Annotated in this window: 18 protein-coding genes; 7 read left to right on the top strand and 11 right to left on the bottom strand. The window is 66.4% G+C overall.

What is annotated here, in order from left to right; translation table 11 throughout:
• Nucleotides 1-63 precede the first annotated feature (63 nt).
• The 10 genes from JSV65_17560 to cooS form a co-directional block, all read right to left on the bottom strand.
• Nucleotides 64-1,401 carry an acetyl-CoA decarbonylase/synthase complex subunit gamma gene (locus JSV65_17560; GenBank protein ID UCH34310.1) on the bottom strand — a complete coding sequence of 446 codons (1,338 nt, stop codon included), beginning with the start codon at nucleotides 1,399-1,401 and terminating at the stop codon, nucleotides 64-66.
• A gap of 111 nt (nucleotides 1,402-1,512) precedes the next feature.
• Nucleotides 1,513-3,732 (bottom strand): CO dehydrogenase/CO-methylating acetyl-CoA synthase complex subunit beta, encoded by a 2,220-nt coding sequence (gene cdhC, locus JSV65_17555; GenBank protein UCH34309.1) that lies wholly within the window; start codon nucleotides 3,730-3,732, stop codon nucleotides 1,513-1,515.
• A gap of 80 nt (nucleotides 3,733-3,812) precedes the next feature.
• Nucleotides 3,813-4,679, bottom strand: a complete 867-nt coding sequence (locus JSV65_17550) for a methylenetetrahydrofolate reductase (GenBank protein UCH34308.1) — start codon at nucleotides 4,677-4,679, stop codon at nucleotides 3,813-3,815.
• Between the two features lie 129 nt (nucleotides 4,680-4,808).
• On the bottom strand, nucleotides 4,809-5,480 hold the full coding sequence (locus JSV65_17545; protein ID UCH34307.1) for a methylenetetrahydrofolate reductase C-terminal domain-containing protein: 672 nt from the start codon (nucleotides 5,478-5,480) through the stop codon (nucleotides 4,809-4,811).
• Nucleotide 5,481: 1 nt separating this feature from the next.
• Nucleotides 5,482-5,964, bottom strand: coding sequence for a HyaD/HybD family hydrogenase maturation endopeptidase (locus JSV65_17540; protein ID UCH34306.1), 483 nt, complete (start codon nucleotides 5,962-5,964; stop codon nucleotides 5,482-5,484).
• Nucleotides 5,961-7,517, bottom strand: coding sequence for a nickel-dependent hydrogenase large subunit (locus JSV65_17535; protein ID UCH34305.1), 1,557 nt, complete (start codon nucleotides 7,515-7,517; stop codon nucleotides 5,961-5,963). Before JSV65_17535 ends, JSV65_17540 begins: the two co-directional genes overlap by 4 nt.
• Nucleotides 7,518-7,521: 4 nt before the next feature.
• Nucleotides 7,522-8,472: a hydrogenase small subunit gene (locus tag JSV65_17530; protein ID UCH34304.1), complete on the bottom strand. Its 951-nt coding sequence runs from the start codon at nucleotides 8,470-8,472 to the stop codon at nucleotides 7,522-7,524.
• Nucleotides 8,473-8,540: 68 nt separating this feature from the next.
• On the bottom strand, nucleotides 8,541-10,244 hold the full coding sequence (locus tag JSV65_17525) for a formate--tetrahydrofolate ligase (protein ID UCH34303.1): 1,704 nt from the start codon (nucleotides 10,242-10,244) through the stop codon (nucleotides 8,541-8,543).
• Nucleotides 10,245-10,339: 95 nt separating this feature from the next.
• Nucleotides 10,340-10,831, bottom strand: a complete 492-nt coding sequence (locus JSV65_17520) for a 4Fe-4S dicluster domain-containing protein (protein ID UCH34302.1) — start codon at nucleotides 10,829-10,831, stop codon at nucleotides 10,340-10,342.
• An 82-nt stretch (nucleotides 10,832-10,913) separates the two neighbouring features.
• Nucleotides 10,914-12,863 carry an anaerobic carbon-monoxide dehydrogenase catalytic subunit gene (cooS, locus tag JSV65_17515; GenBank protein ID UCH34301.1) on the bottom strand — a complete coding sequence of 650 codons (1,950 nt, stop codon included), beginning with the start codon at nucleotides 12,861-12,863 and terminating at the stop codon, nucleotides 10,914-10,916.
• Between the two features lie 722 nt (nucleotides 12,864-13,585).
• Here cooS and gatC point away from each other — a divergent pair.
• A complete protein-coding gene (gene gatC, locus JSV65_17510; protein ID UCH34300.1) occupies nucleotides 13,586-13,873 on the top strand; it encodes an Asp-tRNA(Asn)/Glu-tRNA(Gln) amidotransferase subunit GatC in 288 nt (95 codons plus the stop codon).
• 17 nt (nucleotides 13,874-13,890) lie between these two features.
• Nucleotides 13,891-15,408 (top strand): Asp-tRNA(Asn)/Glu-tRNA(Gln) amidotransferase subunit GatA, encoded by a 1,518-nt coding sequence (gene gatA, locus JSV65_17505; protein ID UCH36831.1) that lies wholly within the window; start codon nucleotides 13,891-13,893, stop codon nucleotides 15,406-15,408.
• Between the two features lie 163 nt (nucleotides 15,409-15,571).
• Here the strand turns inward: gatA and JSV65_17500 are convergent, their stop codons facing one another.
• Nucleotides 15,572-16,450, bottom strand: coding sequence for a CPBP family intramembrane metalloprotease (locus tag JSV65_17500; GenBank protein UCH34299.1), 879 nt, complete (start codon nucleotides 16,448-16,450; stop codon nucleotides 15,572-15,574).
• A 494-nt stretch (nucleotides 16,451-16,944) separates the two neighbouring features.
• On the opposite strand from JSV65_17500, the gene JSV65_17495 reads away from it, so the two are divergent.
• The 5 genes from JSV65_17495 to JSV65_17475 form a co-directional block, all read left to right on the top strand.
• Nucleotides 16,945-18,246: an orotidine 5'-phosphate decarboxylase gene (locus tag JSV65_17495; GenBank protein ID UCH34298.1), complete on the top strand. Its 1,302-nt coding sequence runs from the start codon at nucleotides 16,945-16,947 to the stop codon at nucleotides 18,244-18,246.
• A gap of 9 nt (nucleotides 18,247-18,255) precedes the next feature.
• Entirely contained in the window at nucleotides 18,256-19,224 is a 969-nt protein-coding gene (locus JSV65_17490; GenBank protein ID UCH34297.1) for a 2-dehydropantoate 2-reductase, read from the top strand.
• Nucleotide 19,225: 1 nt separating this feature from the next.
• Nucleotides 19,226-20,023: a dihydropteroate synthase gene (locus JSV65_17485; GenBank protein UCH34296.1), complete on the top strand. Its 798-nt coding sequence runs from the start codon at nucleotides 19,226-19,228 to the stop codon at nucleotides 20,021-20,023.
• 133 nt (nucleotides 20,024-20,156) lie between these two features.
• Nucleotides 20,157-22,283 (top strand): acetate--CoA ligase family protein, encoded by a 2,127-nt coding sequence (locus tag JSV65_17480; protein ID UCH34295.1) that lies wholly within the window; start codon nucleotides 20,157-20,159, stop codon nucleotides 22,281-22,283.
• A 1-nt stretch (nucleotide 22,284) separates the two neighbouring features.
• The coding region (locus tag JSV65_17475) for an AAA family ATPase (protein UCH34294.1) at nucleotides 22,285-22,864 on the top strand (580 nt) is incomplete at its 3' end.

Genomic DNA, 22,864 nt, shown 5'->3' with positions numbered 1-22,864 from the left:
TCCGCGGTCCTAGCCTCGATGTCCGCATTGCGGACGACGGACGTGTGACCACGGCCTGCGGCGCTACCCCTGCCAGGTCGTCTTGAGATAGGTCGGTATGCCGCTGGACTCCCTTGGCCCCACCAGCACCTGCCAGCCGGAGGCCTCCTGGAGCTTGCCGCTCAACACGGCCACGCCGCCGGGGATGACGAGCTTGCGGTGGCTGACCTTGTCCTCGATGCCGCTGCTCTTGATCGCGGCGGCGATGGTATCCGCGGTGAACTTCTCGGCCGCCCAGGCGGTGAGCACGGAAGTGCCCTCGGTATCCACGACGACGATCCAGGACGGAACGCGGCTCGCCTCGACATCACCCTCGACGGTGAAGTAGGTCAGGGAGAAGTTGGTCGTCGTGAGCACCGGCGAATTCGCATCCGGCTCGCCGACCTGATAGAGGCCGGCGTCGAGCTGGATGGGCTTCTGCGGGTCGGTGAATATGTTCTGCCGCGCGGTGAGGATGGCGATGAGCTGCCACGGCTGGTCGGCGTTCATGACCAGAATGCCGGCGTACTTGGCGACGTATTCGGTCGCCTGCACGACCTCTTCCTCGGGCGAGTCGGCGGCGGTGAAGGCGATGGTCGGGAACCCCAGGGGGCGGAACTTCTTGCGCAGGGCGGCGCGGCGGATCAGCGTCTGATCGGCCAGCACCTTGACCGGCTCGCGCGCTCCGCTGTCGAGCACGAGATCGGTGACGCCCAGACCTTGCACTTTCTGGCTCAGCGCCGCGAGCGCCTCCAGGCCGTCCGCGCGGAGGGCGAGCGGGCACGAGTTCTCTTTCGCGATGCGCGCCATATCCTCGGCGTTATCGGCGGTCGCGGCGTAGATCAGCGGTTTGCGGTCGGCGACCTCCTTGACCGCGGCCTCCATTGCGGCGGGGTCGTCGGCGATGAGTACCAGCGCGTGATCCGTGTTCGCGGCTACGGCCTTCGCCGCCGCGGCGAATTGGGCGGCGTCAGCGCCGCTCTGGAGGGCAACCATGTTGACGCCGATGCGCTGGCCGACGCGGTCGAAGACGAGCTCGTTGATCTGCTTGACACGCGCGACGAGTTGATCCTCGGGCAGCGCTGCGTCCACCGTTACTGCGAGCGCGGTCGGATGGTAGAACGTCTCGTCGTGGCGAAAGAGCACGGTCTCGTTGCCGACCTCCACCTTGGCGTCGCCGACGCCGGCGGTGACGAGCTTGACGGGCGGCGCGGAGGCGCCTTCGAGCGCGGCCTTCGCGTCGTCCGTCACGTGCGGGCACTTGTCGAGCGACGTCTGCTTCTGCGCCAGCTTCATGGCGAAGGCGAGGCACGTCGGCACGCCGCAATCGCCGCAGTTGGTCTTGGGCAGGTGCTTGTAGATGTCGAGCCCGGTGAGTCCCATATCATGCTCCTCATCTTCGTGATCCGGATGCCGCAGTCCGTGGTCCGAAGTCCGCAGGCGCGGCACACCGCGCCTGCGATTCGAGGCCGGACTGCGCACCGCGGGATGTTGCTAGAACAACGGGTCCATCTTCAGCGCGGGATGGTCTTTCTCCTGGAGGTGCGCGACCAGTTCCTCCGTCGTAGTAGCCGTGGTTTCGTCTCCGATTCTGTCGAGCAGATCCGGCTCGCCGATCTCCGCGCAACGCTTGGCGAAGCGCTCGGCGATATCCTCCTTGAGTTCCTTGGGCATCCACACGATGCGCGGCTGCCCGCCCTCGGCGGAGATGAACTTAGGGCTCGAGATGTAGAGGCGGCCGATGCCGAGGAAGCCGGGCGTCTGCAGGCCGCCGCCGACGCTTCCCGCGAGGGTGGTGAAGGGCATGCCGCACGGCGTCATGTCGGGGTACTCGCGGTTGACGATCATGACGCCGTTGCACTCCGGCAGAATGGCCATGATGCACTCAAAGCACCCACACGAGGTCATGGGATCTTCCATCAGCGAGTAGGCGTTGAAGCGCTCGACGTTCTTGTTGGAGGTGTTGTAAACGAACTCGTTGACGCCCTCCCACTGGCCCTTGACCTCGTCTATGACGCGGCCCTTCTGCACCGGCTGGTTGGGGCCGGCGGGGTTGATTTCGTAGGCGGCGCGCCCGTCGAGCCAGTTGTAGGCGCCGCACAGCCCGAGGCGCTCGGGGCTGATGATGCAGACGTGGTTCGGCGCGTACGACTGACACAGCGTGCAGGAGTAGAAGATGTCCACGCTCTCGTCGGTCATGCCGGCGATGCGCTCGTCGCGCGCGGTCCAGGCCTTGCGCGCCTCGTCCAGGATCGGCGCCATCTTGTCATCGTCGGTGAAGACGGTGACCTGCACCTTATCCACCAGAGCCGGGAACTTGCTGAGATACTCTGCGCGCAGCAATTCCCCGAAGTGGCGCAGGCGGAAGCCGGACTTGAAGGCCTCCTTGCTGATGCGCACCCACGGGATGTCGCGCTGGCCCATGTGGAAGATGCCCATGGCGTGGTTGACGATGGTATGCACCTGGCGCTCGAGGATGGGCTCGAAGTCGCGGTGCATCTTGCGGCCCGCGACCTCGATTAGGAAGGCGAGCGGCAGATGCCCTCCCTCCTCGACGGTGTCCACGTCGGGGCCGAGGAGCTCGATCTTGCCGTCCTCCACCTCGTTCAACTCGCGCATGCGCAGGTACTCGAAGCAGGTCGAGTACTTGCCGCCGAACTGCGCCTGCATGTCCTCGCGGCGCACGGTCTCGCCCTCGAACGCGGCGGCGACGGGCACGGGAATATCGAGATCCTTCACCGTGACCTTGACCCCGCGCACCTCGACGCAGGTCGGGATGATCTTCTTGTGATCCAGCTCGTGCACCAGCTCCTCGTAGGTGGTGACGCCGGTCGGGCGGATCTCCGGAATCGGCGTGTCGGCAATAACCGGGAAGCCCATGTTGATCGCGCCGGCGCCGGTTGCGTACTTGAGGTCGTCAATCGTACCCAGGCCGAGGCCGAAAGCGAAGATGCGGTTCTTGCAGTACAACAGGTTGTTGAGCCACTCGCCCTTCTTGTGGCCGCCGAAGGTGAGGGCGCCGCGGATGGCCCAGTTGAGGGCGTAGATCACGGAGTGCGTGTCGGGCCCGAGGGGCACGATATACATCCCCCACCAGGCCTTCTTGAGGTCGCCGTCCTCGGTCTGCGACGGGTCGCCGGGGATGATGTTCTCCTCGACGAGCTGGTCGCGCATCGTACGGCCCTCGTGGTTGCCGCACAGGAAGGTAAGGATGTTGCGCTTCTGCAGTTCGCGGATGAGGAACACGGCGGTCTCGTTATCCGGCGCGGCGCCGATGACTGCGGCGAAGCCGGGGAGGCGCCCGTCCACGAGCTGTATGCCGAGGGTGCGCAGGATGGTGTCGGAGATGAAGCCGTGCCAGTTGTCCTGCGGCTCGGTGCCGTTGAGGTAACGCAGGGCCTCGACCAGTTCCTCGCAGAGCAGCGTGCAGATGCCCGCGTCGAGGGCGCTCGGCAGATACGGCAGCCACAGCTTATCGCCGGGTTCCTCGTGCAGCAGGGTCCGCGCGTATTCCAGGATCTGCTTCGCGTCGGCGAGGGTGGTCGCGTCTATCCCCAGCAGCGCGTTGGCCATGGGCAGATAGAATGCGGTCTCCGGGAAAGCGATCTCGCAGCTCTCGCCGCGCTCGGCGGCGGCGGCGTTGAGCATGTCCTCCGCTTCCTTGAATATCTGGTGCGAGCCGCGCACGGCGGCTGCGGCTACGATCTTAGACATTCGTCACTCCCTCTCTCTAATACGCTTCTGGGCCAGGACCGGCGCTCCTCGGAGCGCCTTACGACATGCCCGATCGCGCGCTACAGCTCCGCCGCGTCGAGCACCTTCGGCACGTGCTTGTCCCAGCCGATGGGCATGATGTGCGCGCCTCTCGCCATCGGCCCCAATTCCTTGATCAACCGCGCTGCGATGTTCACGCTGGCCGCGACTCTGTCCTCGGCGTCGGACATCTCCTGGATCAACGGGTCGGGGACGAAGACGCCGGCGACGCTGCGGTTCATATACTTCGCCATACCCGCGGACTTCAGCAGCACAATGCCGACCAAGATGGGCACGTTGATATGGCTCGCGGCCTTGACGAATCGCTCGAAGGCCGGCACGTCGTACACCGCTTGAGTCTGGATGAATTGCGCCCCTGCTTCAACCTTCTGCTCGAGCTTGATGATCTGCGGCTCGAGCGGCTCGGCCCCGGGGTTGACGACCGCGCCGAGGGTGAACGGCGGCGCGCCCTGCAGCTCATTGCCCGCCATGTCGCGCCCCTCCGTCAACCCCTTCGCGGCGCGCAGCAGGGAGACGGAGTCGAGGTCGAAGACCGGCTTCGCCTGCGGATGGTCGCCGAGCGTGGTGTAGTCGCCGGTCAGGCACAGCACGTCGGTAATGCCGAGGACGGACGCGCTGAGCAGGTCCGACTGCAGCGCGAGGCGATTGCGGTCGCGGCACGTCATCTGGAAGATCGGGTTGAAGCCGGCCTCCCGCAGCAGATGGCACGTCACCATGGAGCCCAGGCGCATCGCGGAGGCCTGGATGTCGGTGACGTTGATGCCGTCCACGCGGCCGCGGACGAGCTCCGCATCCTCCAGCACGTGATGGATATCCGTGCCCTTGGGTGGGCCGACCTCCGAGGTGACGATGAACTTCCCTGAGTCTATTGCTTCTCGCAAGCCCATTTGACGCTCGCCTCCTAGCGGCGGGATTTCGCCTCGCTGCCGCGCGGTCGCCGCGCCGCCGCCCAGCCCGAGCCGGGGCGCAGCGCGCGGGCGGCGCGCGATCCGATCGCGCTCGACCGCAGGCGCCGATTACACCTCGCGTTCCAAGGCATAGATGCTCTTCTGCCTCAGTTCCGCCGACGGTATCATCTTCTGGTAATCGCGTTCCGGCGGGAGCCGCTTGAGAATGTCGAGCCGCCCGATCGCCTTCAGTCGCTCGTAGATCCTGGTCCAACCGCAGTCAATGTCGGGGTCAATCTCGCACTTGCCCTTGTCGCTGCCACCGCACGAGCCGTGGAGCAAGCTCTTGGTGCAGGCGGTGATGGGGCAGATGCCGCCGGTGTAGTCGAGCAGGCATTCGCCGCACTCGGCGCAGCGCTCGCTCCCGCGCCATAGACCCTGGAACCCGCCGAGGTAGACGGAGTTGAGGGCGGGGTGCACCATCTTGTCAATCACGGCGGCGGTCGCCTGCACGCCCACGCCGCACGAGACGACGAGCAGCGCGTCGGCCTGCGCCACTTCCCCGAGATGGCGCATCAGGCGCAGCGCGACCAGAGACTTATTGCACAGGAAGTCCACGCTGGCGCGGCCGACGACGGTCTTTCCCGCCGCTTCCAACTCCTCCTCGAAGCGCGCGAGTTGCTCTTCGCCGCCGGTGTCGCACCCTTCCGGGCACCCGGCGCAGCCGAGGATGAAGATGCTGGTTTCACCATCCATATGGCTGAGGATTTCGTCCGTCGGTTTGATCTCGGATGCGATCATGCTACTTTTCACCCTCCTGGCCCGGCGGCAACAGCTCCGATTCCACCAGGCGCACGACGTCCGGCAGTCGCTCGCGCACCTCGCGCGAAAGATCCATGCCCCAATCAATCGTCTTGGGCTGCACACCCACGACGATCACCTCGCCGACCGTGCATCCGCCGCGCTCCGCCATCTCCAGCGCGTCGAACAGATCGAGCTCATGCAGCGAGCGCAGCAGCGCGCGGCGCCGCTCGACATCGCGCGGCCTGAAGCGGAAGACCGAGCCGGGCTCCGCCTTCGCGTCAACCGCGTCCACCACCACGAGCTTGCCGATGCTCTTGTAGCTGCTCAGCGCGTCGGCTACCGCGATCCCCGCGTCAACCACCTTCGCGCCCGCAGGCAGCTTGCTCGGCTCCAGCGCACGCGCCGCATGGACCCCTACGCCCTCGTCGCTGCGCAGAAGATTGCCCACTCCCAACACCAGAATGGGACAGGTGTCGCTCACAGCACACGTAATCTCGACAATTCGTCCCCGGCCGGCGTGATCAGGTGCACCGCGCAGGCGAGGCACGGATCGAAGCTGCGTACGATGCGGACCACCTCAAACGGGTTCGCCTCGTCGCGAATCTTCGTCCCCAACAGCGCCTGCTCGATTGGCCCCGGCTGCCCGGTGCCGTCCGCCGGGGAGGCGTTCCACGTCGTCGGCACGACGAGTTGATAGCGATTGACCCGGCTGTTGTCCAGACTGACCCAATGCCCGAGGGCGCCGCGCGGGCCGTCCGCCATGCCCGCGCCCTGGCCCGCCTCGGGAATATCCTGTGCCGCGCAGAAGGGCTCGCCAGGCTTGAGCTGTGTCACCCATTCCGCCATCTCGTCGGCCACGAGCTTGGCCTCGAGCGCGCGCGCGGCGTGCCGTCCCAACACCGAGTTGAGCGCCCCCGCGTTGAGGCCGAGCTTCGCCAGCAAGCCTTCGACCGCGGATTTGATCGGCTCGACGCCGCGGATGTAGCCCACGATCATGCGCGCGGCAGGGCCGACCTCGTACGGCTTGCCGTTGTAGCGCGGCGCCTTGAGCCAGCTGTAGCCCGCCGCCTTGTCCGGCTCGGGCACGGTCTCGCCCGCGGACGGGTGCGCGGCGCCGCCGTCACGATACCACGAACGGGTCACTTCTTCGCTGACCGCCTGGTCGTCAACATCGGCCACCTGGAGCGACGAGTCGGTCACGCCCTGCGGCATGAAGCGCTCGCGCTCGGCGACACCGGCATCGGTCGTGCCCATGTCGAAGACGCCGTAGGCGAGCCAACGGCCGACGCCGTTCCCGATCTCGGCGTAGTCCGCGTACGCCTTGGCGACGGCGATGACATCCGGCAGGTACACCGAGTCTATGAAGCCGCGGATCTGGTTGAGCCGCCACAGGAAGTCCGCGATCTGATCCGCGTTGGGGCCGGAGGTGACGCCGCCGGCGACGATGCCGCACTGGTGGGGCATCTTGCCGCCGAAGACGGCGAGCATTTCGTGCGCCCGGCGGCGCATGTCCAGCGCCTGCACGTAATGAGCTACCGCCTCGCGATCCACCTTGTCGGCGAGGCGGTAGTCTCCCTCGTAGCGCGGCACGAACGGGGCGAGTTCGCCGCGGCGGATGAAGTCTTTGACCGACCGCAGCGTCGGGTCCGAGCCCCGATACCGGGCGACCTTGGTCACATCCACGTAGTCGAGCGCGGCGAGATGGTAGAAGTGCAGGATGTGTGACTGCAGGTAGTTGGCGCCGAGGATGAGGTTGCGCATGATGCGCCCATTGTCGGGCACATTGCCGGCAATGCCGAGCGCCGCGTCAACCGCCTGGGCCGACGCCGTCGCGTGCACTGCGGGACACACGCCGCACACGCGCTGCGTGATGATGGGCGCGTCGAGAGGATCGCGGCCGACCATGATCTGCTCGAAGCCGCGGTAGAGGGTACCCGAACAGCGGGCCTCCTTGACCTCGCCCCCGTCGGTAACGACCTCGACCTTGAGGTGACCTTCGATGCGAGTGACCGGGTCTATGTTGATGGTTGCCATTGCGCTACTCCTGCTCCTCGGGCCCACCCGTCGGTCGCTTGCACGCGACGAGGGATCCGTCCGCGCCGACGCTGATGTGGGGCAGCTCTTGCTCGGGCGTCTTGCGGTAGAGCGGGCTTACCACGTCCGGGAACTCCGGCTCGACGCACCCCATGCACGGCGAGCCGGCCTTGATGCACCAGTTGATGGCCGAGTTGAACATCCGCTCCGGGCAGTCGGCGCTGGTGATCGGGCCGCGGCAGCCAAGCTCGTAGAGGCACCCGGGCTCGCCGATGGCGCGCGCGAATTTCCCGGCCTCGAAGTCCGCGCGGCGCGGGCAGTTCTCGTGGATCAGCTTGCCGAAGAAGCGCTTCGGCCGGCGCAAGACATCGAGATCCGCGGGTTGAGGCATGCCGAACAGCAGCAGCGACGCGACGGCGCCCACAAACCAGTCCGGGTGCGGCGGGCAGCCGGGGATGTTGATGACCGGCGTCGAGATGCCGACTTCTTCCAGGACTTCGGTCACGGGCTTGCACGCGGTCGGGTTCGGGTGACCCGCCGGAATGCCGCCGAAGGAGCTGCACGTGCCGACCGAGATGACGGCCATCGCGTTCTGCGCAAGCTCGCGCACCTTGCTCAACATGTCGAGGTGGCGACCCGCCTTCTCCCCGACTCCGCCGTAGCGCTCGTGGGCGGTGGGCACGGCGCCCTCGACCACGAGCAGGTACCCGGATTCCGGCACGGCGGGCGCTTCGGTCATGGTCAGCGCCATTTCGCCAGACGCCGCCATGATGGTCGGGTGGAAGCGCAGGCTCACGTGCGCGCCCGGCACGAGCTGATCCACGACGAAGTTCTTCGCCGTGGGGCTTTCGGCGTTGAGCAGCGCGACAGAGCAGCCGGAGCATCCCGCGCACTGGAGCCAGATCGCGGGGTACTCCTTCTTTCTTGGCCTTCTCGTCCTTGCCCTCCTGGGCATGAGATCAACCTCCTCAAGCGTTCCGGCAGCCGCATGCGCGGCGCCGCATCACAGGACCGCGTCAACTCTCAGAACAGCCCGACGGTCTTGCCTTCCTCGTCAATGTCAACGTCCACCGCCGCCGGGCGCGAGGGCAGGCCGGGCATGGTGGACATCGTGCCCAACAGCGGGTACAGGAAGCCGGCGCCGACCGACGGCCTCACGTCCCGGATGGGCACGCGCCATCCGCGCGGCCGCCCCTTGATGGCCGGATCGTGGGTCAGCGACAGGTGGGTCTTGGCCATGCAGATCGGCAGCTTGTCCAGGCCCCACTTGGTGAAGGTCTCGATCTTGCGCTCGGCCAATGGCTCGTAGTCCACGCCGTCGGCGCCGTAGATCTTGGTGGCGATGGCTTCGATCTTCTGCTTGATCGGTGCGTCGAGGTCGTAGAGGAACTTGAAGTCGCTCGGCTTCTCGCACGCGGTCACCACCGCCTCGGCGAGTTCGACGCCGCCCTCGCCGCCCTTGGCCCATACCTCGGACAGGAAGGCGCCTTCGGCACCCGCAGCGACAGACTGCTCGCGGATGAGCTCGATCTCGGCCTCGGTATCCTGCGTGAAACGGTTGACCGCGACGACGACAGGCACGCCGAACATGCGGGCGCTCTCGATGTGCTTGACCAGGTTCTGGCAGCCCTTCTCGAGCGCGGGCAAGTTCTCGGTGACGAGTTCGGTGGGCAGCGGCTTGCCGGCCACGACCTTGCCCAACCCGCCGTGCATCTTGAGCGCGCGCACGGTAGCGACGATGACGACGCAGTTGGGGACGAGGCCGCTGGCGCGGCACTTGATGTTGAAGAACTTCTCCATGCCGCAGTCGGCGCCGAAACCGGACTCGGTCACGAGGTAGTCGGCGAGCTTGATGCCGATCTGGTCGGCGATGATGGAGGAGTTGCCCTGGGCGATATTGGCGAACGGGCCGGCATGGACGAAGACCGGGGTGTGCTCGAGCGTCTGCATCAGGTTGGGCATGACGGCATCCTTGAGCAGGACGCACATCGCGCCCGCCGCCTTGAGTTCCTCGGCGGTCACGGGCTTGCCGTCGCGAGTCTGCCCGACGATGATGCGGCTCAGGCGCTGGCGCAGGTCCTTGAGGTCGGAGGCCAGGGCGAGGATGGCCATGATCTCGGAGGCGACGGTGATGTCGAAGCCGGTCTCGCGCGGGACGCGGCCCTCGCCGCCGAGGCCCGAGACGATGTTGTACACAGCCCATTTGTCGTTGAGGTCAATGACGCGGCGCCAGGAGATGTTGGCCGGATCTATGTTGAGCTGGTTGCCGTGCTTCAGGTGGGCGTCAATCATCGCGGCGAGGAGGTTGTTGGCGATGCTGACGGCGTGGATGTCGCCGGTGAGGTGGAGGTTGAAGTCCTCCATCGGGATGACCTGTGAGTGGCCTCCCCCTGCGGCCCCGCCCTTGATGCCGAACACGGGCCCGAGCGAGGGTTGGCGGATGCAGGTGAACACACGCTTGCCGATGTGGCCGAGCGCCTGGGACAAGCCGATCGTCGTGACCGTCTTGCCCTCACCGAGCGGGGTGGGCGTAATGGCGGTGACGTCAATGTACTTGCCGTTCGGCTGGCCCTTGAGGCGGTCGAGGACATCGAGGTGGACCTTGGCCTTGTACCAGCCGTAGGGTTCGAGTTCGTCCTTCTTGATGCCGAGAGCTTCGGCGATTTCGAGGATCGGTTTGAGCTTGGCCTGCTGCGCAATTTCGAGATCGCTGAGCACTGGAAGCACCCTCCTGTGGCGGCGCCGGGATCAGCCCCAGCGCGCCAAGATATCAGCCGCCCGACCACGGGCGCGGCATCCCGCCGTCGCCCGGACGCGGGCGTTCAGTCCCCGCTTGTCACCGGCTCTCGCTCGGCGCTGCGCGCGCGGAACTCCCCGCGCGTGCCGAAGAACAGCGCGCCCGTCGGGCAGGCGGCGACACACGCAGGATCGCCGCCGCAGATATCGCACTTGCAGGCAACGCCGCGCTCCTCGTCGGCATGGATGGCGTGGAACGGGCAGGCCTCGACGCAAGACCAGCAGCCCGTGCACTTGCCTTCATCGAGCACGACGAGACCCGACTCCTCGTCCTTGGTCAGGGCACCGGCTTCGCACGCCTCGACGCACTTCGGGCGCGCGCACTGCATGCATTGCACCGGCGCGATCTTGCCTTTGGTCTCGCGCACGACGACGCGCGGGCGCGCGCGCGGCTGCTCCAGCACGGCTTCGGTCACCTCCGCGCATTCGGAGTGGCACAGCGCGCACGCGATCTCGCACGCCCGACACGCGAGACATCGGCTGCTATCCGCAAAGATCCGCTTATCGTCTTTCGCCATCGCTCGTATCCGGCGGCGTGCGTCACAACCGCGTGATGCCGAAGGGCGGCCGTGACCGGCGGCGCCGCAGCGCCAAGCCCAGCTAGGCCGCCGCCGCCTCCTTTTTCTCATCGCGCTCCGAGGGATACATCATCGGGCGCAGCTTGAGGGCGGCGCGCTTCTTCTCGATATGATCCATCATCAAGTGCGCCGCCTTGATCGGATCCACCTCGAACGCCCACCGCGCCCCGACCATGTCCTCCAGCTCGTCGCCGCACAGGAAGTCCGTGACCGCCTGCGACCCGAGCACCGGCAGCGGCGTGCCGAATACGGTGAAGATGCCGGAGCCGACGACGTACATGCCGATCGCGACCGCCTTCTCGCTCATCCACTCAGGCGCGGCGCCGGCGACCGGCAGGTCGCTGATGTCCTCGCCGAGGCCGCCCTCCTTCACCATCTCGCAGCACGCGATGAGGATGCGGCTGTTGTCCACGCAGGAGCCGACGTGGAGCACGGGCGGCATGCCGACCGCCTCGCACACTTCCTGGAGCCCCTTGCCGGCGTACTCGACGGCCGCCTCGGGCTGGAGCAGCCCGTGCTTGGCGCACGTCACCGCCGAGCAGCCGGTCTGCACCACCAGCACGTCGTGCTTGATCAGTTCCTTGACCATGCCGATGTGGCAGCTCTCGTGGAGCACGTTGGGGTTGCAGCATCCGACGACGCCGGCGACGCCCCGAATGCGGCCGGTGATGATGGCGTCATTGAGCGGCCGGTACGAGGAGCGGAATCTGCCGCCGAGCATCTCGAACACGTACTCTGCGGTGAAGCCCGCGACCAGATCCATCGAGTCCTGCGGGATACTCACCAACTCCGGCTTGCGGTTGGGGAAGTTCTCGATGGCGGTGCGAACGATCTGCTTGGCGATGTCGAGGGCGCGCCGTTCGTCGAACTCGATGTGCTCGACGCCGGGCATCTTCGCCTTGGGCGACGTGGTGATGAGCTTGGTGTGGAAGCAATTCGACACTTCGTCGAGCGAGGGCATGAGGCACTGCACGTCAACGATCATGGCCTCGACGGCGCCGGTGGCGATGGCGACCTCCTGCTGCAGGAAGTTGCCGGCGGAGGGGACGCCCTGGCGCATGAGGACTTCGTTCGCGGTGCAGCAGATGCCCGCGAGCTGAATGCCTGTCGCGCCTTTCTCCTCGGCGAGCTTGAGCAGCTCGGGGTCGCGGCTCGCCTCGACGATCATGTCGGACAGAATCGGCTCGTGGCCGTGGACGACGATGTTAACCTTGTCCTCGCCGAGCACGCCCAGGTTGACCTTGGCGCGGATCGGCGTGGGACAGCCGAGCATGATGTCCTGGAGGTCGGTGCCGATCATCGAGCCGCCCCAGCCGTCGGCGAGCGCGGCGCGGATACCGTGCATGATGATGTTGCGGTAATCCGTGTCGACGCCCATGTGGGTGCGGTGCATGATCTCGACGACCTCGCGGTCAATGCCGCGGGGCCACAGGCCGAGCTTGCGCCACAGGTCCTGGCGCCTCTTCGGCGCACGCTGGAGCAGCGTCAACTCGCCCTCTTGCTGGCCGAACTGCGCGTAGGCTGCCTCGGCGACCTCGAGCGCAAGCTTCTGCACGTCCTTGCCGTCGGCGCCCTCGATGCCGAAGTAGCCGGCGACGTCGCGCAGCTTGCGCTCGTGCTTGACCTGGTAGTCCTTCGCCTCCCCCTTCGCCATGAGGAGCATGGTGTGCGCGACGTCCCGACCGTGATCGGAGTGCGCGGCGGCGCCGGAGGCGATCATGCGCGCCAGGTTGCGCGCGGCAATCGTATCCGCCGTGGCGCCGCACACGCCCACGGTTGCCCCGTCGCCGAAGGGATCAATCCGACACGGCCCCATATTGCACACGCGGCAGCAGATTCCGAGCTTGCCGAAGCCGCACTGGGGCTGCATGGCGTCGTAGCGATCCCACACGGTGCGTATCTCGCGCTGCGCAGCGAGTTCCAGCGTGCATTCGGTCGCCGGATCAATGCTCCGCGGCTGCTTGTCAGCCATTCGTTGACTCCTTCTGTTCGGCGCATACTGCGGGACGCGAACCCCGCGGCCGACGCAGGGCCGGCATGAGTGCCAGCCGCGCCGCCCCGGGCCCGGCCCGTGTATCACAGAAATCTATTTTGTGAAGCCTCGCACAAGTCCTGCTGACAGCGCAAAAAGATTCTCGTGCGACGCTGAAGCCGTGGGGCTCATCGGGCCCGCCCGCGCAGCAAGCATCGCGGGCGACATACGGCGCGGGACGACGGTTGAATGTCCTTCGTATCCCAACGGATCGGCGACACGAGTCCCCGACCCGGATGAACCCAAGCGGTCCAACCTTATATTACCACTCCCCGCGCAGATGTCAACCGCGCGGACGGGCCCCCGTGACCGCGGATTCGTCGGGCACCCGCCCCGACGAGTCGGCAAGGGATGCCGTGCGCACCGCCGGCGGGCGCCGGCCTTCCGGAAGAGATGCACGCTGCGCTCGGCATGACATCGCCCGAACGTGCCGCGCAGGACATCGGATGCCTGCTGCAGAACTGTCGTCGTCGCGGTCCGGGAATAGGCCGCCGCACCGCTCCGTTGGAGTCTCGGGCATGACAGAAGAAGCCGAGACTCTTCCGTGATCCCGCTTTGCGGGATGGTGGAGTGAGGCCAAGCCTCACCGGGGTCCGCGAGCCTGCAATCTTCGGTCTGCCGGCCCTGCGGCAACACACGAAGCCGAATTGGGGGATAGCCAATTGCGTCTCAGCCAACAGGAAGTCGAGCATATTGCACTGCTCTCGCGCCTCAAGCTGACCGATGAAGAGCGCGAGCGCATGACGACCCAGCTCAATGACATCATGCGTTTCTACGAGCAGCTCGGCGAACTGGACACGACGGATGTGGAGCCGACATCGCACGTGATACCGATGTCGAACGTGCTGCGCGCAGACGAAGCGAGACCATCGCTGCCGGTTGACGATGTCCTGGAAAACGCTCCCGAGCGAGCCGGCGATAGCTTCCGCGTACCGCGGGTGGTGGAGTGACGCGCGTGCCGGACGAACTGCTGCTGACCGCCGCCGAAGCCGGGCGCTTGATCGCCGCCCGCGAGTTATCATCGGTTGAACTCACCCGCGCGTGCCTCGAGCGCATGCGAACGGTCGAAGGCGATGTGCACGCGTTCGTGCGGGTCACGGACGACCTCGCGCTGAGCCAGGCCGCGGAGATCGACCGCCGCATGGCCGCCGGGGAGAACCTGGGGCCGCTGGCCGGCGTGCCGATCGCCCTCAAAGACATACTGTGCACGCGCGGCGTGCCGACCACCTGCTGCTCGCGCATCCTCGAGAACTACGTGCCGCCGTACGACGCGACGGTGATCCAGCGCCTCAAGCAGGCCGGCCTCGTCTTTCTGGGCAAGACCAATATGGACGAGTTCGCGATGGGCTCGTCAACCGAGAACAGCGCATTCGGGCCGACGCACAACCCGTGGGATCTGGCGCGCGTTCCCGGCGGCTCCAGCGGCGGCTCGGCGGCAGCGCTTGCGGCGCTCGAGGCGCCGCTGGCAATCGGCACCGACACCGGCGGCTCGATCCGCCAGCCGGCGGCGTTCTGCGGCGTGACCGGGCTCAAGCCGACGTACGGTCGGGTGTCGCGGTACGGCCTCGTGGCGTTCGCCTCCAGCCTCGATCAGATCGGGCCGATGGCGCGCGATGTGCGGGACTGCGCGCTGCTGCTCCAGGTGCTGGCCGGCCACGATCCGTTGGATTCGACCTCCATTGCGGCTGCTGTGCCGGACTACGCTGCGGTTCTCGAAGACAGCGTGAAGGACCTGCGCGTCGGCGTGCCCACGGAGTTCTTCGAGTATCGCGGCAGCCGCGTGTCTGGCGAGGTGGAGGACGCCGTGCGCGCGGCGGCGCGCGTATTCGAGGGCCTCGGGGCGGCGTGCGACGAGGTCTCGACCCCGCATCTCCAGTACGTCATACCGGTGTACTACATCATCGCGCCCGCGGAGGCGAGTTCCAACCTGGCGCGATACGACGGCGTGGCATACGGTCACCGCACGCCGCGAGGCGCCGCAGATGTCATCGAGTTATATGAGGAAACGCGCGAGGAGGGGTTCGGGCCCGAGGTCAAGCGCCGCATCATGCTGGGCACCTATGCGCTGAGCGCGGGCTACTATGACGCGTATTACCTCAAGGCGTCCCAGGTGCGCACGCTGATTCGCCGCGACTTCGAGAAGGCGTTCGAGAATCACGATCTGCTCGTGGCGCCGGTGACGCCGAGCCTGCCGTTCCGCCTCGGCGAGAAAACCGACGACCCGGTGCAGATGTATATCTCCGACGTGTGCACGATCGCCGCCAACATGGCTGGCTTGCCCGCAATTTCGATACCTGCGGGTTATGCGGACGGCCTGCCCATCGGCCTGCAGATCATCGGCAAGCCGCTCGATGAAGCGACGGTGCTGCGCGCGGCGTACGCTTTCCAGCAGGCCGCGGACTTCCACCGTCTGGCACCGCTCGACGCGCCAGGCCGTGATGGTGTACGCGCGGTGGTCGCATGGGAGCGGCGCGGGCAGCGCTGAGCCCTGGAGATGCCCTGCGGTAAGGCCCGGGCACAGTAGAGCGTCAATCCTCCGCCGCGCGGGGCCAACCAGCAACCGCCGCCCGCGCGATCGATCCGGCTATCAAGTCGCGTCAGAAGCGCCGTGCTCATCGCGGCGGGTTGGAGCGGGGGTCAGGCGGCTCTCACTGCGGCGACTCATTGTGGGATTCCAGAGTCTTTCGAGCAGTCCAAGCAAACAAAACGAGAGCTGCTAGTAGAATCAGAACCCACCAAACGAAGTGTGCATCGATCCCCGTTTGGGAAATCGGTTGTCTCTCGAACTTGCCTGCCACATCCGTCCACCAGTAAGAGAAGTTGATGATGTCCGCGGCAATGTGGCTCACGACTCCCGGTATGAGCGAACGAGAAGCGTAGGCAAGGATTCCCCACAGTACGCTTATCGAGAAGATAACGATCAAGACCGGCGGCGCCCAGGCCTGGTTGAGATGTATCACCGTAAACACGATTGAAACCGCCGCCACCCCGACAACGGGGCCGTATCGACCCTCGATCGGCGACTGCATGTATCCACGGAAACCCACTTCCTCGGTAATACCTGCGACACATGCGGCCATCACGATGTACAGCCAGACCAACCAGGTTGGGAAAGAACTGAAATCGTATCCCAAAGCCCACTCATCCGCCGGAAACTGAACTGCCCGAAAAGTGATGACAAAGCCAGCTTCAACTGCAACCACAGCGAGCATCGCCGCAGCCATGCTCCAGATCCACGTGTTTGTGGGCAGCTTTGTCCCACGGAAGTACCTTCTGCGGCTCTCAGCCGTCTTCTTGTGCCCCCAATCTCCGCTGAAGTACTTCCAAAAGACCACCAGTACACCAAGCATAACAGCCAAAGACCACGGTGCCGGTATCACAGCCAATACGAGTGCCCAAATGACAGCACCGGTAATCGCGTAGACCAGAAACCCTACGACTATGGATCGCACAACCAGTGGTATGCGTTTCCAAGATCTGATCAGTATTGAATCTGACAACTGGCGATGCTTTCCGAGATCTCCCATTTCAGGTGGACACTCCTGACTGATTATCCTGAAAACGACAAACGACTGCAAGCGACAAGCCGTGGCGATCGCCAATACTGTATTGCATTCCGATAGGATTGCTCCGTCACGTCTTGTTGTTCGGACGCGATTGACTCGCTCGGCCGCTCAGGATTACCGAGCAGTCCAAGATGTGACCCGCAGCGGGATCGAACCGATTCAGGATCAAGCACCACGACGCGGGAACGCAATCCCCGCGAGAAACGGCGCTTGTCTATGCTGCGACCGTTCGGGGCGCAGTATTTGTGCTTGTTCGCACGAGCATGCGTCGCTATAATTATGGCGACACGTTATTGGCCAAGGGGCCGAGACTTGTCCGGGGTGAGGTGCGTCAGCGCAGTTCTCCGGTCGGTCGGCCCTCCGACGAAATCCGCAACTGCGCACACCGAAGCCCGCGTGGCGTTTGCGGAGAAGACGTGCGCTACCCAGTGTGGGCCACAGGAAGGTAACATAGCATGCCTGACAGGGAACGGGTGATTCTGCAAGTCGCCCTGGATTTCGTTGACCTCGACCGCGCGCTGAAGTGCGCGGCGGAGGCGGTTGCGGGCGGCGCGGACTGGTTGGAGGCGGGAACGCCACTGATCAAGAGCGAGGGCCTCGACGCGGTCCGCGCGCTGCGGGAGAAGTTCCCGGATCGTACGATTGTAGCGGACATGAAGATCATGGACGCCGGGCGGACGGAACTCGAGGCGGCGGCGAAGGCGGGGGCGGACATCGTGGACGTCCTGGGTGCCGCCGCCGATTCGACCATCGCCGAGTGCATCGAGGCGGCCCGCAACTATGGCAACAAGGTCGTCGTTGACCTGATCAGCTGCGGCAGCCCGGTCGAGCGCGCGCGGCAGATCGAACAGCTCGGCGCGGACTATATCGCGTGTCACACCGCGATTGACGTGCAGATGCAGGGGGTACATGCCTTCGACGTGCTGGAGCAGGTGTGCAAGGCGGTCAACATCCCGGTGGCTGCCGCGGGAGGCATACACTCCGAGAACGCGACCGAAGCGGTCGCTGCCGGCGCGCGCGTCGTCATTGTCGGCGGGGCGATCACGAAGTCGGCGGAAGCGAAGGCCGCGACCGAGGCCATCCGCCAGGCGATCGACACCGGCGCGAAGGTCGCGACCGACCTCTACAAACGCGCGACCATGGAGAACATTCGGGAGGTGCTGTCGAAGGTCTCGACGGCCAATCTCTCCGATGCTCTGCATCGCGGCGGCGTGTTGCCGGGAATCTACCCGATCACCCCGGGCGCGCGGATGTGCGGGCCTGCGCTGACGGTGCGCAGCGCGCCGGGTGATTGGGCTAAGCCCGTGGAGGCGATTGACGAGGCGCAGCAGGGAGACGTCATCGTCATTGACGCGGGTGGCGTCGGGCCGGCCCTGTGGGGTGAGCTGGCGACGTACAGCGCATTGAACAAGCAGGTGGCCGGGCTGGTGATTGACGGGGCGATCCGCGACACGCCGGAGATTCGGAGGGTTGGTTTCCCGGCCTTCGCGCGGCTGATCATGCCCAACGCCGGAGAGCCGCGCGGTTTCGGGGAGATCGGGGTGCCGATCAAGGCCGCCGGTGTGGTCGTGCGGCCGGGGGACTGGGTAGTCGGGGATGACGACGGTGTCTGCGTCGTGCCCCGCGAGAAGGCCGCCGAGTATGCCAACCGCGCCCAAGGCGTGCTGGAGCAGGAGAACCGCATCCGCAAGGAGATCCAGGAGGGCAGCACGCTGAGCTCGGTAACGCACCTCATGCGGTGGGAGAAGGCGGGGTAGCGCTGAGGAATGACCGAACCGGCGCGGAGACACATTGCCATCGTCGGCTGCGGCGCCATGGGGGCGCTCTTCGGCGCGCTCCTCGCACGCGTCGGTCACGCCGTGTGGACGCTTGACAGCCGCCCGGAGTGCGTGAGCGCGGTTGCCGCGCACGGCATTGTCGTCGAGGGTGCAGGCGGCTCTTTCCGCGTCGCCGCCAATGCGACCACCGACCCCGCCGAGGTATCGGCGCCCGATTTCATCTTCATCTTCGTCAAGGCATATGACACCGCCGCCGCGGCGGAAGCTGCGGCGGCATTCGCAGGCCCGGAAACTCCTGTCGTCACGCTGCAGAACGGGCTGGGGAACGTGGAGACACTGGCGGCACGGTTCGGCACGGAGCGCGTGATCGGCGGCACGACGGCGCATGGCGCGACGGAAGTGGCGCCGGGACGCGTCCGCCATGCGGGCATCGGCCCGACGATCATCGGCGAGTCGCCTGGTGCTCGCAGCGCCCGGCTGGAGGCATTGGCCGAGGTCCTGCGCGGCGCCGGGATTGAGACCGAAACGACGGCCGACCTCGATTCCGCCATCTGGAGCAAGGTCGTGGTCAACTGCGGCATCAACGCCGTGGGGGCATTGACGCGTCTCCCCAACGGAGCGCTGGCCGACGACCCCGGCGCGGCACAGGTGCTGCGCGCGGCGGTCGAGGAGGCGGCCGCCGTGGCTGCGGCAGGAGGTGTGACCCTCGCCCACGACGATCCGGCAGCTCACACGCGGGAGGTCTGCCGCGCAACGGCAGAGAACCTGAACTCAATGCTCCAGGACGTGCTGCGCCGGCGGCGGACGGAGGTGGACGCGATCAACGGCGCAGTTGCGCGGGCAGGCGCCGCCGTCGGCGTCGCGACCCCCGTCAACGCCGCCCTAGCTGCTTTGGTCGGCGCAGTCGAGCGCACCTACGACCGCCACATCACCGGGTTCTCAGGAGGCAGTGAGTAGCATGATCACCGTAGTTGGAGAGCGGCTCAATTCCACTCGCGACAGGGTAGCGGCCGCGATCGCGGCGCGCGACGAGGAGTTCGTGAGAGACGAGGCGATCCGCCAGAGTCAGGCGGGTGCGGATTTCATTGACGTCAATGCGGCCGCGCGCGTGTCGCAGGAGATTGACGATCTCAAGTGGATGATCGGGGTCGTGCAGGATGCGGTTGACGCGCCGCCGTGCATAGACTCACCCGACCCCAAGGCGATCGCGGCGGGCCTGGAGGCGGCGCGCGGTGAGGCGATGATCAACTCGATCACGGCCGACCCCGAACGGGCGGAGCGCCTCCTGCCGCTGGTGCGTGAGCGCGGCGCTCGGGTCGTCGGGCTCACGATGAGCGAGAAAGGGCTGCCGACGACGGCGGCGGACCGTCGCGACCTCGCGGTGGCGATCGCGGACCTCGCGGCGAAGCACGGTGTTGCGACTGACCGGCTGTATATTGACCCCCTGGTGCGCCCGGTGAGCACCGAGGGCGGGCAGGGGCGCGAGTTTCTGGAGGCGGTGCGCGCGATCCGCGATTCCGTGCCGGGAGTGCACGTCGTATGCGGCCTGAGCAATGTCTCCTTCGGGTTGCCTCAGCGGCACCTACTCAACCGGACGTTCCTGGCAATGGCGCTGGCGATGGGGCTGGACGCGGCGATTGTCGACCCGCTGGATGATGCTCTCATGGCCACCCTGCGCGCCGGCTGCGCGCTGCTGGGAACGGACGAGTACTGCGCGGAGTATCTGTCCGCGCATCGCGCAGGTCTGCTGCGCTGAGGGCAGAAAGAGGGATGCGGAGATCACGGGGCGCCGTCGGCCCCCCGTATCGGCCGCCCCGCGGCGCGCCGAGTCCCGCGCGCTTGACGAGTGGAGAAACGTCATTGCCGCGCGACACAACCATCGGATCCCCATGCTAGAGCACTTCTTTCAACCGAACTCAGTGGCGGTGATCGGAGCCTCAACCGACCCGGCCAAAGTCGGCCACGCCGTGTTTCGCAACATGATCTCGTCCGGCTTCAGGGGTGTCGTCTATCCCATCAACCCGAACGCGGAAAGCCTGCTGGGGCACGAGTGCTACCCAAGCGTCGCCGAGGTGCCGAGCGACGTGGACATGGCCGTGATCGTCGTGCCCGCCAAGTTCGTGCCCGCGGTCATGCGCCAGTGCGGGGAGAAGGGCATAGACTCGGTCATCATCATCAGCGCCGGCTTCAAGGAAACTGGGCCGGAGGGCGCGCAGCTGGAGCGCGAGGTCGGGGGCATCGCGCGCGAACACGGCATCCGGGTGCTCGGGCCGAACTGTCTCGGCCTGATCACGCCGCGCTTTGGGGTCAACGCGTCTTTTGCTCCCGGCATGCCGCAGGCGGGTAACGTGTCGTTGATGTCGCAGTCCGGAGCGCTTGCGACGGCGATCCTCGACTGGGCGCTGGAGCAAGGCGTCGGTTTCAGCAAGTTCGTGAGCTTCGGCAACGGGGTCGACGTTGAAACGCTGGAGCTGCTGCGGGCATGGAAAGACGACGAGGACACGTCCGTCATTGTCGCTTACATCGAAGGCTTGCGCGACGGCGCCGAGTTCATGAGGATCGCGCGCGAGGTCACCGCGGTCAAGCCGGTGATCATCCTCAAGTCCGGAGGCACGGCGGCGGGCGCGCGCGCGGTGTCGTCGCACACCGGCAGCCTCGCCGGTTCGGAGCAGGCCTATGACGCGGCGTTCCGCCAGACGGGAGTGATCCGCGCTCACTCGATCAGCGAGTTGTTCGATTACGCGCTTGCCTTCGCCTATCAGCCGCTGCCGGAGGGGCCGGCGATGGCGATCGTCACCAATGCGGGCGGGCCCGGCATCATGGCGACGGACGCGTGCGAGCGCAGCGGGATTCTCCATCTCGCGTCGCCGGAGAAGGCCACCGTGGAGCGCCTGCGCGAGAAGCTGCCGCCGGCATCGAACTTCTACAATCCGATCGACGTGCTCGGCGACGCGGACGCGGCGCGCTACCGATTCGCGATGGAGAGCGTGCTGGCGGACGCCAACGTCAACGCGGTGGTGCCGCTGCTCGCGCCGCAGGCGATGACCGAGGTGGAGCACACGGCACGGGCCATCTACGAGGCGGCCGCGGCGGATGCGAAACCGGTGCTGGCGTGTATGATGGGCGGGCATCGGATGCGCGCCGGCGACCGTCTGCTCGACGAGCATCGCATCCCGTCGTACGCGTATCCCGAGCAAGCGGTGGGCGCGCTCGCGGCGATGGTTCGTTACCGGCAGTGGCTGGGCGAGCCCGCGCCGGAGGCAGTCGAGTTCGCGGCGGACCGGAGCAAGGTCAAGCAGGTCTTCGACGCGGTGCGGGCGCAGTCGCGTGTGAACCTCGGGGAGGTCGAGGCGCGGGAGGTGCTGTCCGCGTACGGCTTCCGCGTTCCCGAGGCACGGCTGGCGCACTCGGCGGAGGATGCGGTGCAGATGGCGGAGGAGATCGGTTATCCCGTGGTGATGAAGATCTCGTCGCCGGACATCCTGCATAAGTCAGACATTGGCGCGGTGCGGGTGAATATCTCGGGGCCGGAACAGGTGGCAGACACGTTCGACCTCATCATGCTGCGGGCGCAGCGCTACATGGCGAGTGCGCAACTGCGCGGGGTACTGGTGCAGGAGATGATACGCGGGGGCAAGGAAGTGATCCTGGGGGCGAGCCGCGACCCGCAGTTCGGATCGCGCATCCTGTTCGGCCTAGGCGGGATCTACGTCGAGGTGCTGAAGGACGTCGCGTTCCGCGTCGCCCCGGTTGACCGGCGTCACGCCCGAGGAATGCTCGAGGAGATCAGGGCGTCGGCGCTCCTCGGCGGCGTGCGCGGCGAGCGACCTGCCGACACCGATGCGATCGTCGAGGCGCTGCTGCGTCTATCGCAGTTGACGTTGGACTACCCCGAGATCCTGGAGATGGACATCAATCCCCTGGCGGCGCTGGAGCCGGGCCGGGGGGTGGTCGCCATTGATTCCCGCATCACTATTGCGGAGCAGGAGGGCGGTTCGGCCGCTCACGGAGGCTAAGATGATAGGAGTATTTGTCGGCTCCACGGAGCCCTATGGGGGCAAGAGCCTGGTCTGCATCGTACTCGGCCTCAAGCTCAAGCAAAAGGGGAAGCGAGTCGGCTACTTCAAGCCGCTTGGCTTCCTGCCCGCGCGCGTGGAGGGCCAGGTAGTTGACGAGGACGCGGCGTTCATCCGCGACGTGCTCGAGTTGCCCGACCCCCTGGGTGAGCTGTCGCCGGTCATCGTGAACGAGGAGCTATACCGTAAGGCGATGGCCGAGGATGTCGGCGAAGGCATCCGGGCGCGGATCGCGCAGGCGTATGCCAGCCTATCGCAGAACCGCGAGGTGATGCTGGTCGGCGGGATCGGCGAAGTGACGGTGACGGGCAGGGCGCTGGGGGCGGAGGCGCGGCGGCTCACCGACCTGCTGGACTGCCGTGCATTGCTCGTGGCCCCGTACAAGTCTGAGCGTTCCGTTGACGGCATCTTCGCGGCGCGGGAAGCGCTTGGCGAACGCATGGCGGGCCTGCTGCTGAACGACGTGCCGGCTGATCGCCTGCCGTTCGTGCGCGAGGAGGTGGTGCCGTACCTGGAGGGTG

This window comes from Armatimonadota bacterium (assembly GCA_020354555.1).
Taxonomy (GTDB): Bacteria; Armatimonadota; Hebobacteria.
The sequence above is the reverse complement of the archived record's forward strand: the minus strand, read 5'-3'. Positions and strand labels throughout refer to the sequence as shown.